At 36.1% G+C, this 16,716-nt stretch carries 11 protein-coding genes; 3 read left to right on the top strand and 8 right to left on the bottom strand.

The features are described from left to right. Positions 1-131 precede the first annotated feature (131 nt). The 5 genes from ptsG to parE all read right to left on the bottom strand — a co-directional run bounded on the left by ptsG (position 132) and on the right by parE (position 9,334). Entirely contained in the window at positions 132-2,168 is a 2,037-nt protein-coding gene (gene ptsG / locus HMPREF1208_RS03745; protein WP_016425020.1) for a glucose-specific PTS transporter subunit IIBC, read from the bottom strand. A gap of 130 nt (positions 2,169-2,298) precedes the next feature. After that, positions 2,299-3,150 carry a glucose PTS transporter transcription antiterminator GlcT gene (glcT, locus tag HMPREF1208_RS03740; protein ID WP_016425019.1) on the bottom strand — a complete coding sequence of 284 codons (852 nt, stop codon included), beginning with the start codon at positions 3,148-3,150 and terminating at the stop codon, positions 2,299-2,301. A 204-nt stretch (positions 3,151-3,354) separates the two neighbouring features. Beyond that, positions 3,355-4,818 carry an alanine/glycine:cation symporter family protein gene (locus tag HMPREF1208_RS03735; protein ID WP_016425018.1) on the bottom strand — a complete coding sequence of 488 codons (1,464 nt, stop codon included), beginning with the start codon at positions 4,816-4,818 and terminating at the stop codon, positions 3,355-3,357. Positions 4,819-4,925: 107 nt separating this feature from the next. Beyond that, complete coding sequence (parC, locus tag HMPREF1208_RS03730) at positions 4,926-7,337, bottom strand: DNA topoisomerase IV subunit A (protein ID WP_016425017.1); 2,412 nt, start codon at positions 7,335-7,337, stop codon at positions 4,926-4,928. Beyond that, a complete protein-coding gene (gene parE, locus HMPREF1208_RS03725) occupies positions 7,337-9,334 on the bottom strand; it encodes a DNA topoisomerase IV subunit B (RefSeq protein WP_016425016.1) in 1,998 nt (665 codons plus the stop codon). Before parE ends, parC begins: the two co-directional genes overlap by 1 nt. A 290-nt stretch (positions 9,335-9,624) precedes the next feature. On the opposite strand from parE, the gene plsY reads away from it, so the two are divergent. Together plsY and HMPREF1208_RS03715 are read left to right on the top strand one after the other, a co-directional pair. Then, positions 9,625-10,206 carry a glycerol-3-phosphate 1-O-acyltransferase PlsY gene (gene plsY / locus HMPREF1208_RS03720; RefSeq protein WP_016425015.1) on the top strand — a complete coding sequence of 194 codons (582 nt, stop codon included), beginning with the start codon at positions 9,625-9,627 and terminating at the stop codon, positions 10,204-10,206. An 81-nt stretch (positions 10,207-10,287) separates the two neighbouring features. After that, positions 10,288-10,593 carry a HesB/YadR/YfhF family protein gene (locus HMPREF1208_RS03715; protein WP_016425014.1) on the top strand — a complete coding sequence of 102 codons (306 nt, stop codon included), beginning with the start codon at positions 10,288-10,290 and terminating at the stop codon, positions 10,591-10,593. Positions 10,594-10,782: 189 nt separating this feature from the next. Here the strand turns inward: HMPREF1208_RS03715 and menI are convergent, their stop codons facing one another. The 3 genes from menI to HMPREF1208_RS03700 form a co-directional block, all read right to left on the bottom strand. Further along, the gene (menI, locus tag HMPREF1208_RS03710; protein ID WP_016425013.1) at positions 10,783-11,247 is read right to left on the bottom strand and encodes a 1,4-dihydroxy-2-naphthoyl-CoA hydrolase MenI; all 465 of its coding nucleotides are present in this window, start codon (positions 11,245-11,247) and stop codon (positions 10,783-10,785) included. A gap of 178 nt (positions 11,248-11,425) precedes the next feature. Then, positions 11,426-14,131 (bottom strand): aconitate hydratase AcnA, encoded by a 2,706-nt coding sequence (gene acnA / locus HMPREF1208_RS03705; RefSeq protein ID WP_016425012.1) that lies wholly within the window; start codon positions 14,129-14,131, stop codon positions 11,426-11,428. Positions 14,132-14,405: 274 nt separating this feature from the next. Next, positions 14,406-16,040: a BCCT family transporter gene (locus HMPREF1208_RS03700; RefSeq protein WP_016425011.1), complete on the bottom strand. Its 1,635-nt coding sequence runs from the start codon at positions 16,038-16,040 to the stop codon at positions 14,406-14,408. A 232-nt stretch (positions 16,041-16,272) separates the two neighbouring features. On the opposite strand from HMPREF1208_RS03700, the gene mscL reads away from it, so the two are divergent. Next, complete coding sequence (gene mscL / locus HMPREF1208_RS03695; protein WP_016425010.1) at positions 16,273-16,638, top strand: large conductance mechanosensitive channel protein MscL; 366 nt, start codon at positions 16,273-16,275, stop codon at positions 16,636-16,638. Positions 16,639-16,716 lie beyond the last annotated feature (78 nt).

The following is a 16,716-nucleotide window of genomic DNA, read 5'->3' as shown; positions in this document are numbered from 1 at the left end:
TCTAAGATGATTATAATCAAATACCATCTTAGAGCGATTTCTATTAAGATTAAAGCTTAACCATAATTGTCAATACATCGGTTAATGTCATCAAGTCAAATGCATCTTGACCTTCATTCCAAACTTATCTGTTAAATTTCAAAAATTTTATCACCATGCTGAACAGTTTGCACATCTGTATAATCAAGATGTTTAATTTCAGATTGCGTTACAATAATTGGCGTAATATCGCTTTTCGCTGATTTTCTAATTAATTCTAAATCAACGGTCATTAAATGATCGCCTGCTTTAATTTCTTGCCCTTCTTCAACATGAACAGTAAAGCCTTCACCATTTAACTTCACCGTATCTAGACCAACATGGATAAGCAATTCTAAACCATTGTCTGAAACCAGACCTAGTGCATGCTTAGTTGGGAATACGAGTTGAATTTTGCCATCAAATGGTGCATAAATTTCACCTTCACTTGGACGAATTGCAATACCTTCACCCATCATTTTTTCACTAAAGACTTGGTCAGGTACTTCTGAAAGTGGCACAATTTCACCACTCATTGGTGCGGATACAAGACCAGAATGTGTCACTTCAAGATCTGATTGTGAACCATCAACAATAACTGTTTCATCATTATCATCAAGTGTCACAGGATCTCTAACCACTTTACCATCCATAATTTGTTGCATTTCATGTTTGATTTGGTCTGATTTTGGACCAAATATCGCTTGCATATTATTACCGACTTCAAGTACACCTGATGCACCTAAATCTTTCAAACGTGCGACGTCTACTTTAGATTTATCATTCACCTCTACACGTAGTCTTGTGATACATGCATCTAAATGCTTAATGTTGTCTTTATCACCCATCGCTTCTAAAACTTCATATGGTAAATCACTTGTCGATGTTGTCGTTGCTTTTGTTTGTTTATCTTCACGTCCAGGTGTTTTGTAATTGAACTTGACGATAAGGAAGCGGAACACAAAGTAGTAAATCACCGCATACACTAAGCCGACTGGTATAACAAGCCACCATTTCGTTTGGTTTGGTAAAATACCTAATAATAAGAAATCGATAAATCCACCAGAGAATGTATAACCTAAATGTAAGTCAAGTAAGTATAAAATTAAAAAGCTGAAACCATCTAATACAGCATGAATAAAGAATAATAATGGTGCCACAAATAAGAATGAAAATTCAAGTGGCTCTGTAATACCTGTTAAAAATGATGTTAAAGCAGCAGAACCCATTAAACCTGCTACAACTTTTTTATTTTCCGGTTTAGCCGTATGATAAATTGCTAACGCAGCTGCCGGTAAACCAAACATCATAACTGGGAACTCACCTTGCATAAATTTACCTGCTGTTAAGTTCGCACCTTCACGGATTTGCTCAATAAAGATACGTTGGTCCCCACGGAAAATTTGTCCTGCACCGTTTGTATATGAACCAAATTCAAACCAGAATGGTGCATGGAAAATGTGGTGTAGACCAAATGGTATTAATAGACGTTTAATAAATCCAAATAAGAATACAGCTAAACCTGTATTTGAGTCGAGTAAACCTTCACTAAAAGCATTTAAACCGTTTTGAATAATAGGCCAAATCAATGCCATCGGAAATGCTAATAAAAATGATGTTGTCGCCATCACAATAGGTACAAAACGTTTACCTGCAAAGAAACCTAAGTACGAAGGTAACGAAATATTATAAAACTTGTTGTAACACCAAGCCGCAAGCGCACCAATGATGATACCACCAAATACCCCTGTTTGTAGCGTTGGAATACCAAGTACACTTGCATAACCTTTTGCTGTGTCGCTAACATTATCAGGTGTAACACCTAAAAATTCACCCATCGTTTTGTTTAAAATAATAAAACCTACAAATGCGGCAATGGCAGCTACACCATCTCCACCTGCTAAACCAATGGCCACACCCATCGCAAAAATGATAGGCAAGTTATCAAAGATAATACTTCCCGCCGCAGCCATCATTTCAGCTACATTTTGAACACCATGGTTTTGAATAAAAGGTAAATACGATTGTAACTGATCACCTTGTAATGCTGCACCAAATGCAAGAAGTAGCCCTGCAGCTGGCAAAATCGCAACCGGTAACATTAATGCTTTACCAATACGTTGCAATTGTCCAAACAATTTCTTTCTCACTACATAAACCTCCCTATATTTATGACACATCACACTTCACACGACATAAAAAAAGGGCATGAGTCAACGACATGTGAAAACTGTTCACAATGTTTTAAACTCATGCCTAATCTAACTTAGTAACACGTTTTTATGCTTGTTTTTTAGATGCGAGCGACAGCTGATGGATATGCATCGTTAAATATGCCACTTCAGCTTCATATACGCGAACATCAATTTGTGATTGAATCATTTTAACTATTTTAACAGCTATATTGTAACATAATGGGTATTGTGTCTTCAATAGATTTTCAAAATTCAATTCAATGTTGGTGCCTTCACCTTTTTTCAATCGTTGCAATAAGAAATGGATATGTCTTACAAAACGTTGATATGGAATAGATGACTCTGGAATTTCAATCCCCATATCATGTTCAATCATTCGAATAGCATTATTAATTAATTTCGGAACGGTTTGCATTTCTCCAAATTCAACATCATTGATCTGCGAAGCGATATGAAGTGCAATAAAGCCGACTTCATCTTCCGGAAAATCAATGTTGAGTTGCAAGTTAATTCGCGTCACCACTTTTTTCGCAATTTGATAAGCTTCTGGATAGCTATATTTTGTCTCACTTAAAAATGGATTAGTAATTAATTGCCCGTTTTCCATACGCTTTAATGCAAAAATCAAATGATCTGTTAACGAAACGACAAAAGATTCTTCATGACTCAAATCGAAATGCGACATAATCATTTGAACAGAATCAATGACAACACGCAACACCCGTTCATCAGTGTGCGCAATTAACATTTTATAATGATCTTGCTCCGATTTGCTTTCTAATTTGAAAACTTTCTCAATCGTTTCTGGATCTCGAATTGTCATGCCCGGTTTTTTATTAAACCCTAATCCTTTTCCGATGATAATCACTTCAGATTGTTGATGTTGGCAAATAAGTACATTATTATTGAGGACTTTTTTAATTGTATACTGATTCACTGTCTTCACCTCTTACATCCAATTCAAATCATACCGCTTATTGCCGAAGATGAAAAGCACAAAATCATGGCTTATTCACAAAAAAATATGTTTAAATGACAAATGTTATACAATATTAAAATAACACGCTCACTCATCAACGTTCCACTTAAAAAAATTGTTAATAAAGGGCTGTAGACATTCATGCCTCAGCCCTTATTGAAACTAATCGTGTTTTTTATTTTTATGAATTTCGTTACCCCAACATTCAATACCAAATAAATTAATTTCTAATTCTTCTGGTCTGAAAATCGGTCGTTTTCCTGCTTTTCGTTGTTTCTGATAATCTTTCATCACTGCAAAAGCAATATTAGAAAGTCCAATAATCGCCACGATATTAACGATTGCCATTAATCCCATAAAGACGTCTGCAGTATTCCAAACTGTCTCAGTTTTAACGACTGCGCCAACAAATACAAGTAAAACGACAAAACAACGAAATACAAAAAGTACCATTTTATTCGTCGATAAAAATTCGATATTGGATTGACCATAGTAGTAGTTACCAATTACAGATGAAAAAGCAAATAATGTAATCGCTACTGTAAGGAAAATTCCACCAGCACTACCTAAATGCTCATTCAATGCTGATTGTGTCACAGCCACACCTTGTGGTTGTCCTTCACCGAACTTCAAACCTGTATATAACAAAATCATAATCGCTGTTGCAGTACAAACTAAAATCGTATCAAAAAATACACCGAGTGATTGAATTAATCCTTGCTTAACCGGATGTGAGACTGCGGCTGTTGCTGCAGCATTTGGTGCTGAACCCATCCCTGCTTCATTTGAAAACAGACCACGTTTAACACCTTGTAATACAGCAAATCCTACAGCGCCACCCGCTGCTTGATCAATACCAAAAGCACTTTTAATAATAGTTGAAATCATCGGCAAGATTTGATCAAAGTTTAATAATAAAATAATTAATACCATGAAAATATAAATAATTGCCATAATTGGAACGATAAATGATGATAATGTTGCAATACTACGCACACCACCAAAAATAACAATCGCAGTAATGACTGCTAAAATAATCCCTGTAATCACAGGACTTACGTTGTATTGCGTATTTAACGATTCAGCAATTGTATTGGATTGCACTGTATTAAAAACAAATGCAAATGTAATTGTAATTAATATCGCAAACAAAACACCTAACCAACGTTGATTGAGTCCTTTAGTAATATAATATGCAGGGCCTCCACGGAAACCGCCTTCTTTATCTGGCACTTTATATACTTGTGCTAAAGTGGCTTCAATAAATGCACTCGCTGCCCCTATGATTGCTATAATCCACATCCAAAAAACTGCACCAGGGCCACCTAATACGATTGCAGTTGCAACACCAGCGATATTACCCGTTCCCACTCGAGAACCCGCACTGATTGCAAAAGCCTGGAATGGTGAAATACCTTTTTCACCACTGTCTAAAGTTTCCGATTTTTCAGTTAAAGCTCTAAACATTTCTGGAATCCATCTGATTTGAACAAACTTAGAACTAATTGAGAAAAATAAACCTGCTGTTAAAAGTAAACCAATTAAATACTGAGACCAAATCAAATCATTACCGACATGAATAAAAGCCTTAAACCACCCCGGAATTAAACTATCAAAATCTCTCACACAAATCCCTCTTTACTTTTTAATTTCAAAATGTAAACAATCAAGTTAAAACAACTAGCCCCATTTTATCATCAAAGTATAACAGTGACTATAAATTTTTTTAGTGCTTATTCAACAAACAGATTCTCTATCTCGCCAAATACTGTTGTATCGACAACGAAGCTACCATTTGTATATTGCTCTGATAAATGAATATCTTTAATTTCGCCTTCAAAAGTATCATTTTGAGAAATCAGTTTGTAGCGATTTTGATCAGGTTGACACACGCGCGCTGACACAATACGATGCGGCTGTTTCTTTAACTCTTTCAACAATGTAATTCCACGTTGAGCACGTTTCGCTTGTTGTAAGACTTTAAAAGCGATACGTTTAAGTGAACCACGCTGAGTCGCAATTAAAATCGTGTCTTGTGGTGAAACTGTATTAACCATCACAACATGGTCATCATTTTTTAAATTAATTCCCTTAACACCTGCAGCACGTAAACCCGTATCAGGTAATTCTTCAAGCGCATATGTGAGTGACATCCCTTTGAAAGTTAAAAATGTCAATAACTGCGAAGGGGTCTTCGTTGACACATGCATGACTGAAATCAATTCATCGCCATCTTTAATTTTAGCTGCCACGAGTGGTTTATTCGTGCGTGTTGATTTAAAACCAGAGAGCAAGCTTTTCTTAATCATACCTTGACGTGTCGCTGTGATGATGGCACTTTGATCATCGAATTCAGAAACAACATAGCAATCAATAACTCGCTCATCCTCATCAATCGGCACAATCTGAGAAACATGTTGTCCCAAATCCTTCCATTTGATATCTGCAATTTTATGAACGGGAATGAACAAGTAACGCCCTTTATTTGTAAAAACAAGCGCATTGTCTTGCGTATTGACTTCTAAAATTTTAAGTACACCATCTTGCTCTTTCAATCCGATTTCATCTTTGCCACTTGCATTAAAACTACGTAATGATGTTCTTTTAATGTAGCCTTCTTGCGTAATACTTAACATCACTGTTTCACTCGGTACAATGACTTCTTTGTCGATTTTGATTTCTGCTATTTTTTCTTCAATCACTGAGAGACGTGGTGATTTAAATTGCTTTTTAATCGCTGTAAGTTCTTCTTTAATGACATTTAATAATGCATCATGGTGATCTAGAATGTGGCGTAATGCATCGATTTTTTCTTTTAACTCTGCATGTTCTTCTTGAAGTGCCACAATGTCCGTATTTGTCAGGCGATATAATTGCAACATCACAATCGCTTCAGCTTGAGCTTCAGTAAAATCGTATTTTTCAACTAAATTATCTTTAGCATCACGTTTATTTTTGGAATTTCTAATTAACGCAATCACTTCATCTAAAATCGATAAAGCTTTCATTAGTCCTTCTACAATATGCATTCTCTCTTCCGTATGTTTCAAATCATAACGTGTACGTCGACTCACGACTTCGATTTGATGGTTTAAATAACTATCGATGATTGATTTAATGCCCATTAATTGAGGACGTCCTTCGCGTATCGCAACCATATTGAAATTATATGCAACTTGTAAGTCCGTATTTTTAAATAAAAAATTTAACACTGAAGTCGCATTGACATCTTTTTTAAGTTCAATTGCAATTCGAAGACCGCTTCGATCCGTTTCGTCACGTACTTCAACGATACCGTCCACTTTTTTATCAGCACGAAGCTCATCAATTTTTTTAACGAGACTACTTTTATTCACTTCATAAGGAATTTCAGTAACAACAATTTGATGACGTCCGTTTCTCAACGTTTCAGTTTCAGACTTCGCGCGGACAACAACCTTGCCTTTACCTGTCTCATAAGCTTTTTTAATACCGTCAATCCCTTGTACAATACCACCAGTAGGAAAATCAGGGCCTTTAATATGTTTCATTAACTGATTGACAGTAATATTAGGATGATCGATATACTTTAACGTCGCTGTAATCACTTCTGCTAAATTATGTGGCGGAATATCCGTGGCATAACCTGCAGAAATGCCTGTTGAGCCATTGACCAATAAATTTGGAAAACGTGCCGGTAATACCATAGGCTCCATTTCAGTATCATCGTAGTTCGGAACAAAATCTACCGTATCTTTATGAATATCACGCAAGATTTGCTCAGAAAGCTGGCTCAATTTTGCTTCAGTATAACGCATCGCTGCAGGCGGGTCATTATCAATACTTCCGTTATTCCCATGCATCTCAACTAATACATGACGTAATTTCCAGTCTTGGCTCAAACGTACCATCGCATCATATACAGAGCTATCGCCGTGTGGATGTAATTGACCTATAACATCACCGACTGTTTTAGCACTCTTTCGAAAATGTTTGTCATACGTGTTGCCATTGGAATACATTGAATAAAGGATACGACGCTGTACTGGTTTTAAACCGTCACGTACATCAGGTAAAGCACGCTCTTGAATAATGTATTTACTATAACGACCGAATCGATCTCCAATCACGTCCTCTAAAGGTAAATTTTGGATGATTTCACTCATTATGCATCCTCCTCTTCAACTGTCTGGTCTGACAAAACTTGAATCTCATCATTTTCTAAAATGCTTTGATCTTCCTGCATGCCAAATTGAACATGACGTTCAATCCAATCTCTACGTGGCGCAACTTTATCACCCATTAATGTTGAAACACGTTTAGATGAACGTACCTCGTCATCAATTTGAACACGAATCAACGTTCTTGTCTCTGGATTCATCGTTGTTTCCCATAACTGGTCTGGATTCATCTCACCTAAACCTTTATAACGCTGTAAAATAAAACCTTTACCCATCTCTTTTTGTAATTTTTCTAGCTCTTCATCTGTCCATGCATATGAGACTTGTTTATTTTTACCTTTACCTTTTTCTAGCTTATAAAGGGGTGGTAACGCGATATACACACGTCCTGCCGCTACAAGTGGTCGCATATACTTAAAGAAAAATGTCAGTAGCAATACTTGTATGTGGGCACCATCCGTATCCGCATCGGTCATAATAATGACGCGGTTGTAATTACTGTCTTCTAAACTAAAATCATTACCGACGCCAGCACCAATTGTATGGATGATTGTATTGATTTCTTCGTTTTTGAAGATGTCTTCTAACTTGGCTTTTTCTGTATTAATGACTTTACCTCGCAAAGGTAAAATAGCTTGAAATTTACGATCACGTCCAAGTTTAGCAGAACCCCCTGCAGAATCCCCTTCGACAAGATAAAGTTCGTTTTTCTCAGTGTTTTTACTCTGTGCTGGTGTTAACTTACCAGATAATAATGTATCTTTACGTTTATTCTTTTTACCTGATCTCGCTTCTTCTCTTGCTTTACGTGCAGCTTCTCTTGCTTGTTGTGCCTTAATCGCTTTTTTCACTAACGATTTTGATAATTGTCCTTTTTCTTCTAAGTAATACGGTAATTTTTCAGAAACGACAGCATCAACTGCACTTCTTGCTTCAGGCGTACCTAACTTTGATTTTGTCTGTCCTTCAAATTGCAATAAATGCTCAGGTATCCGTACAGAAATAATTGCAGTTAAGCCTTCACGAATATCATTACCTTCTAAATTCTTATCTTTTGCTTTCAAATCACCAATACGTCGCGCATAATCATTAAACACACGTGTCATGGCTGTTTTAAAGCCCACCTCGTGTGTACCACCGTCTTTAGTACGGACGTTGTTAACAAAGCTCATAAGGCTTTCAGAATATTGATCGTTGTATTGAAAAGAGACATCCACTTCGATTTCATTAGCCGTTCCTTGGAACAAAGCCACATCATGTAAGACTTCTTTACCTTCATTCACATAGCTTACAAAAGCTTTAATCCCTTCTTCATAATGGTAAATTTCGCTGCGTTCTTTTCCTTTACGTTGATCATCAAGTGTAATCTTTAATCCTTGTAATAAGAAGGCAGATTCTTGCAAACGTTCACTTAACGTATCAAAATTAAAGCTTGTAGCATTTTTAAAGATTTCAGGATCCGGCTTGAATGTCACCTTTGTTCCTGTCTTTTTCGTTGTGCCTTTTTGAACTAATTTTGTTTGTGGCACACCTCCGTGAGCGAAGTGTTGCTCAAATATTTTTCCGTCACGATGAATTTCAACGCTGAGCGATTCACTTAACGCATTCACAACTGACGCCCCTACACCATGCAAACCACCAGACGTTTTATAACCACCTTGTCCAAATTTCCCGCCGGCATGTAGCACAGTAAATATCACTTCGACAGTAGGCTTTCCAGAACGATGTGTCCCTGTTGGCATACCACGTCCATTATCCGCTACAGTAATACTTTCATCTGCATTGATTGTGACGTTAATTTCGTCACCATAACCATTTAAAATTTCATCAACAGAGTTATCTACGACTTCATATACTAAATGGTGTAAACCACGTTTATCTGTAGATCCTATATACATCCCCGGTCTTTTTCTTACAGCTTCAAGTCCTTCAAGCACTTGAATTGCATCATCCGAGTAATTATTAACTTTCTTTGCAGACACTCAATTCCCCTCCTACAAACATACGTTCGTTCATCAAACTATACAATAGCTATTCTTATATAAAATCATTGAAAATGCAAGCGCTAATCTATATCATGACTAAAATAAATATTATTTTTATCAATCCTGACATCTATTTAGAAATTAGGGAATATGTCAAAAAAACAATGATTTATTGCCATTTTTTAGTCCACCTTTTGATTAAATGTACAGAAACGACTATAAAAATACATGACTCTTTGTGAAATTATGTTAAAATAAGAGCAGGTACTAAAAGGATGTGAATACTTATGGTGATAGCCCTACTATTCATTGCAAGTTATTTAATTGGTTCTATTCCAAGTGGTTATTTAATTGGGAAGATTTTCTTTAAAAAAGATATTAGGGAATATGGGAGCGGCAATACAGGTGCAACAAACAGTTTCCGTGTACTAGGTAAACCAGCTGGGTTTGCTGTCACATTTTTTGATATATTTAAAGGGTTCATCGTTGTATTCCTTCCAGCGTTATTCAATGTGGAAATACACGGTTTACTCGTAGGAATTTTTGCAATTATCGGTCATGTTTACCCTATCTACTTGAAATTTAGAGGGGGAAAAGCAGTGGCGACAAGTGCTGGCGTCCTGCTTGCTGTTAATCCGATTTTACTATTAATACTTGCTTTGATTTTCTTTATCATTTTAAAATTAACAAAATATGTTTCATTATCAAGTATCATTGCAGCAATTTGTTGTGTGATTGGCTCATTTTTCATTAGTGATTATGTATTATTAATAACGAGCATCGCTGTTTCAGTTCTACTCATTTATCGACATAGTAGTAATATTAAACGCATTATTAAAGGGACTGAACCTAAAATCAAATGGATGTAATACTTAAAATTTGAATTTAGTTTAAAACCCATTAAAATAAGGTAAACAAATCATATCCTTATACTGGGAGGAGAATTCGACATGAAAATAGAATTTACGAATGATGCCATTACTTGGTTTAAAGATGAACTTGACTTACCAGAAGACGGAAAAGTGTTACGCTTCTTTGTTCGCTATGGTGGAGAGTTCCAATTAAAACAAGGATTTAGCCCAGCTTTTAATGTAGATTACACACGTGATATAGATGAAATTGGATACGAAGAAAAATTTGATGGCATTCATGTCATCGTAGCAGAAAAAGATGTTTGGTATTTTGAAGATCATCATATAAAAGTAGATATTAAAAATGATGATGTGCTTTATGAAGCCGAACTTATTGAATCATAAATTAAATTAACAAGAAAAATCGAGGTGGAATCACAATTTCCTAACCTCGATTTTTTTATGATTGCGTTGAAACAATTTCTATGACAAAGCTATTAAGACTACAATAATCATTACTCTAAATTTTAATAGCCTCATTTGCCCTGCAATTTGCTGATGCACAAACGAGATGATAAAAACAAATTGATGTTTTTATATGGACGACTCTTGTGTGACTTCTAACTCTTCGCCCGCTTCATTTCTTTGCTGAACATCATGATAAACTTCATACCAATTTGGAAAAGCTCTATCTAAACGAACAGGTTTGCCTTCATTTTTAGTGATGATGACATTATCTGTATAACCCGTTGTCGCAAGCTCACCTTTTTCATTATAAACTTCATATTGATAACGAGAGCGTAATTTTGAAAACTTAGACACCCATGTTTTAATTGTTACTTTTTCAGGATAACCAATACTCTTTTTATAATTAATATTCAGTTCTGTTACAGGAGAAACAATACCTGCTTCTTCCATTTCTACATAGTCTAAGCCGAGTTTGCGTATGTAGTCTGTACGTGCAACTTCAAACCATGTCGCATAGTTACCGTGGTAAATCACACCCATTTGGTCTGTCTCTTGATAACGTGCTTCGATTTCAGTTAATGCGTAGATCATTATTTTACCTTCCTTCTCTTAGCGCTCATGCCACTCATTTTACCATAAAAAACCACCCTAGAAACTTATAATGAATTTGGCAATAGATGTATCAAGGATATTAACCTCTACGTATCAAAAAATAAAGCCCGGTACATCAAAATGACCGGACTTTATATAATATTTTCTTATCTATTCATTATGAAGAAGCTAATTTTTTACGTAACACAAGTTGTAAAATACCACCATGACGATAGTAATCAATTTCTACATTAGAATCGAAACGTGCAATGGCTTCGAACTCAACAGTAGAACCATCTTCTTTCGTTGCAGTTACTTTCACTGTGTCTCTAGGTTGAACAGATTCGCTAATTTCAACTGAAATCGTTTCTTTACCGTCTAAACCTAACGTATCCGCTGATTCACCTTGTTTAAATTGTAATGGTAAAACACCCATCATAACTAAGTTAGAACGGTGAATACGCTCATAACTTTGTGCAATAACTGTTTTTACACCTAATAAATTTGTACCTTTCGCAGCCCAGTCACGAGATGAGCCCATACCATAGTCGTTACCTGCTAATACAACAAGGCCAGTGCCATCTTCTTTATATTTCATAGCTGCATCAAAGATTGGCATTACTTCTCCAGTTGGCCAATATGTTGTGAAGCCACCTTCTGTTCCTGGTGCTAATTGGTTTTTAATACGAATATTGGCAAATGTACCACGAACCATGACTTCGTGGTTACCACGACGAGAACCATAAGAGTTAAAGTCACGTGGAGAAACACCATTTTCTGTTAAGTAGTGTCCTGCTGGCGTATCTTTACCAATTGCCCCTGCTGGAGAGATATGGTCAGTTGTAACAGAATCACCAAATTTACCCATGACACGTAAATCTTTTAATGGTTCAATGTGACCTGGTTCTTTAGATAATCCTTGGAAGAATGTTGGGTTTTGAATGTACGTTGATTCAGGATCAAAATCATACAACGGTTGATCTGTCGTATCGATTTGGTTCCATAATTCGTTGTTATCATAAACACTCTTATATTCTTCTTTAAACAATTCAGGTGTAACAACACTTTCTACAGCGTCTGCTACCTCTTGAATAGATGGCCAAATATCTTTCAAGAATACATCGTTTCCTTGTGCATCTTGGCCTAAAGCTTCTTTGTGTAAATCAATATCTACAGTTCCCGCTAAAGCATAAGCTACAACTAATGGTGGTGAAGCTAAATAGTTCGCTTTGACAAGTGGATGGATACGTCCTTCAAAGTTACGGTTACCTGATAATACAGAAGTTACTAATAAATCTTCTTTAGCGACAGCTTTTTCAATTTCTTCTAATAGTGGACCTGAGTTACCAATACATGTTGTACAGCCATAACCGACTAAGTTAAAGCCAAGTTTGTCTAAATAGCTTTGTAAACCTGAGTCACGTAAATAACCTGTTACAACTTTTGAACCCGGTGCTAAAGACGTTTTAACATAGGCTGGAACTTCTAATCCTTTTTCAACAGCTTTTTTAGCTAGTAACCCCGCACCTAACATCACGTAAGGGTTAGAAGTATTTGTACAAGAAGTGATCGCTGCAATCGCAATGTCACCTGTCGTCATTTCAGTTGTTGAACCATCTTTGAATTCGATTGTTGCCTTTTTATCGAATTCTGATGCGTCTAAACCATGACCTTGGTTACCCGCTGGTGCAGTCACTGATTTTTCGAACTCTTTTTTCATATCGCTTAAGAAAATTAAATCTTGTGGACGTTTTGGACCTGATAAAGAAGCTTCAACTGTAGATAAATCAAGTTCCACAACGTCTGTATAATTTGGCTCTTCATTAACATCAAAGAACAGGTGATTTTGTTTTAAATACTTTTCAACTGTTTCAATATGTTCATCAGAACGACCTGTTAAACGTAAATATTTTAACGTTTCGTCATCAACAGGGAAGAAACCACAAGTTGCCCCGTATTCTGGTGCCATGTTGGCAATTGTCGCACGGTCAGCTAAAGGTAATTTATCTACACCTGGACCGAAGAATTCAACAAATTTACCTACTACCCCTTTTTTACGCAATAACTCTGTTACGCGTAATGCTAAGTCTGTCGCATTTGCACCTTGAGGCAATTCATTAGATAAACGTACACCAATAACTTCAGGAATTGGGAAGTATGATGGCTGACCAAGCATGCCCGCTTCTGCTTCGATTCCGCCAACACCCCAACCTAAAACGCCAAGGCCATTAATCATTGTAGTATGTGAGTCCGTCCCCACTAATGTATCTGGAAATGCAACGTCTTCTCCATCTTCTTCACGTACGTGAACAACATTAGCTAAATATTCCAAGTTAACTTGGTGTACAATCCCTGTTGCTGGAGGTACAGCATTATAATTTTTAAACGCTTTAGTAGCCCAGTTCAAAAATTGATAACGTTCATAGTTACGTTCGAATTCTAATTTCATGTTGCGCTCTAAAGCTTCTGGATTTGCGTAACTATCAACTTGTACAGAGTGGTCAATCACTAGGTCTACAGGAACTTCTGGGTTGATTTTAGACAAGTCTCCGCCAACATCGTCCATTGCTTTACGTAAAGAAGCTAAGTCTACAACCGCTGGGACACCTGTAAAGTCTTGTAAAATAACACGTGAAGGTTTGAATGGCACTTCACCTTTACTATTTTCTTTACCAAATTTTGAAAGCGCTTTAATATGTTCGTCTGTAATAACGAAACCATCTTCTTGACGCAATACTGATTCAAGTAATACACGAATAGAATATGGTAAGCGGCTTACTTGAGTAAGTCCTTGTTCTTCTAACGTTTTCAAATCATAGTACGTTAAGTTTTTTCCGTTTAATTGAAATGACTTTTTAGCTTGTTCTTTTAATTTTGAAGCCATCGAATATCCCCCCTGATATTTTTATATGCCGTTGGTTTAATTGTATAATTAACGCTTTATGAAAACAACTAAATGATGATTAAAACTGGGGTTTTGAAGTTTTGACTTTCTAATCGGTTATTATAACTAAAACTTATGACTTTCATCAGGTGTAATAAGTATATATTATTAATTGAGAATGATTTTCAATCAACTGTTGATCAATAAAAAAGACAGGTCCATCCACTGTATTTTCATTTCAGTGAATTGAAACCTGTCTTTTAATTAAATGAATTTATTTTTCTTGATCTCGCAACGCTTTACGTTTTGAAATTAATTCCTCTTCATAATCTTGTTGTGAACTTGCGACATATTCTTTCAAACGATGTTTATTAGGGGTTAATGTTAAGCCCAAGAACTTACGCTCTTTATTCGCATCTTTATAGAAACTAATCATCATCAGTATGACAATCAATGAGAACGGCAAGGCACTAATAATCGCTGCACTTTGCAACGCATTTAATCCTGCTGCACCATCGCCTCCGCCTGATAATAATAAAACAAATGCGATAAGTGATTGTGCGACACCCCAAGTTACTTTAACAAAACCACTTGGATTAAGTGAACCGTATGTTGTCTGCATACCTAGTACAAATGTCGCTGAGTCTGCTGATGTAATAAAGAATGACGCAATTAAAAGTAACGCGATAATTGAAAGCACCATGCCTAATGGCACATGATGAAAGACACCGAAAAGTTGTGTTTCAGGTGACATTTTGAAAATTTCTGTATGTTTTTTAGCCGTTTCAATACCTAAAACGCCAAACACACTAAACCAAACGAAACTTACAATAACAGGCACTAAGAGTACGCCTGAAATAAATTCTCGAATTGAACGCCCTTTTGAAACACGAGCAATAAATACACCTACGAATGGGCTCCAGCTTAGCCACCAGCCCCAATAGTAAAGCGTCCAATTTGTCATCCATTCACGTTTTTGAGGATTTGTTGGTGCTGCATCAAAACTGTTAAATAAGAAAGAATTTAATAAGCTTCCCGTTGAACTTGTAAACATGTTTAAGATTAAGATTGTCGGTCCCACAATTAACCCGGCAATCAATAATAAAGTCCCTAAACCGATGTTCAAGTTACTTAAATATTGAATTCCTTTACTTAAACCAGACCAAGCACTCATTATAAATAAAATTGTCACGACAACAATAATAATAGATTGCGTAATGATATTGTTAGATGTGCCGAATAGGTAATGTAAACCACCTGAGATTTGAAGTGCACCCATACCTAGAGAAACGGCTACCCCAATAACTGTCGCAAATACAGCTAAAACATCAATAATCGTACCAACGAGACCATCTACATGATCCCCTAAAATGGGACGTAATGTTTTAGATAATAAGCCCGGTTCACCTTTTCTAAATTGCGCATAAGCTAATGCAAGTGCGACAACACCATATACTGCCCACGCATGGAATCCCCAATGAAAGAACGTCGCACGTAATGATTCAGTAAATGCTTCCGTTGATTTCGGATCAGCATTAGGGGGTGACGCAAAATGAGAAATTGGCTCTGCTGCACCATAAAAGACTAATCCAATCCCCATACCTGCACTAAATAGCATCGCAAACCAAGAAATTGTGTTGAATTCCGGTTTATCGTGTGGTCGGCCTAACTTCAATTTCCCTATCGGACTGAAGATTAAGAAGATACAGAAGAATACGATAATCGTCGTTAAAATAAGATAGTACCAACCCAGTTTATCTGTAATCCAAAGTTTTATCGTATTCGTAAATTCACCAAACTGCGTTGGAATGAACACACCGACTAACACAATCGCAAAAACGATAATTGCACTAATCAGGAATACCGGAGAAAACTTCTTACCATTTGGTTCTGGAGTTGAAGAACTCATAAAATAACATACTCCCTTTCATATATTAAATTTTAAATAATCACGCACTTTATATTAACAATGTACAAATATTTTAAAGCGCAATCGACATATATACAATAACAAAACATTATCGTATAATCAACGAACTAAGAATCATATCAATTTCTTTATTAATTAAATCTTGCAATATTTTATGAGTAATGTATAATCGGTGTGCCATTAAATATGTTTATTGGAGGGGAAAAAAGCCATGTTAAAAGAATTTAAAGAGTTTGCATTAAAAGGTAACGTGCTGGATTTAGCTGTTGCTGTTGTAATGGGTGCTGCTTTCAATAAAATCGTGTCATCATTGGTCGAAAACATCATAATGCCTTTAATCGGTTTACTATTTGGCGAAGTTGATTTTGCTAAAAACTGGTCAATGTTCGGTATCAAATATGGTATATTTATTCAATCTATCATTGATTTTATTATCATCGCTTTTGCATTATTTATCTTTGTTAAAATTGCAAATACGCTCGTGAAACCGAAAGCAGAAGAAGAGGAAGAAGCTATCGAAGAAAACACTGTACTCCTAACTGAAATCCGCGATTTATTACGTCAAAATCAAAAATAAGTGGGCATTAAAAATGACAGGCGATAAGGTAGAAAAGAATCTCTATCTTACCGTCTGTCATTTATATTTTAAGCTAGT

The organism is Staphylococcus sp. HGB0015 (assembly GCF_000411275.1).
Classification (GTDB): domain Bacteria; phylum Bacillota; class Bacilli; order Staphylococcales; family Staphylococcaceae; genus Staphylococcus; species Staphylococcus schleiferi.
The sequence above is the reverse complement of the archived record's forward strand: the minus strand, read 5'-3'. Positions and strand labels throughout refer to the sequence as shown.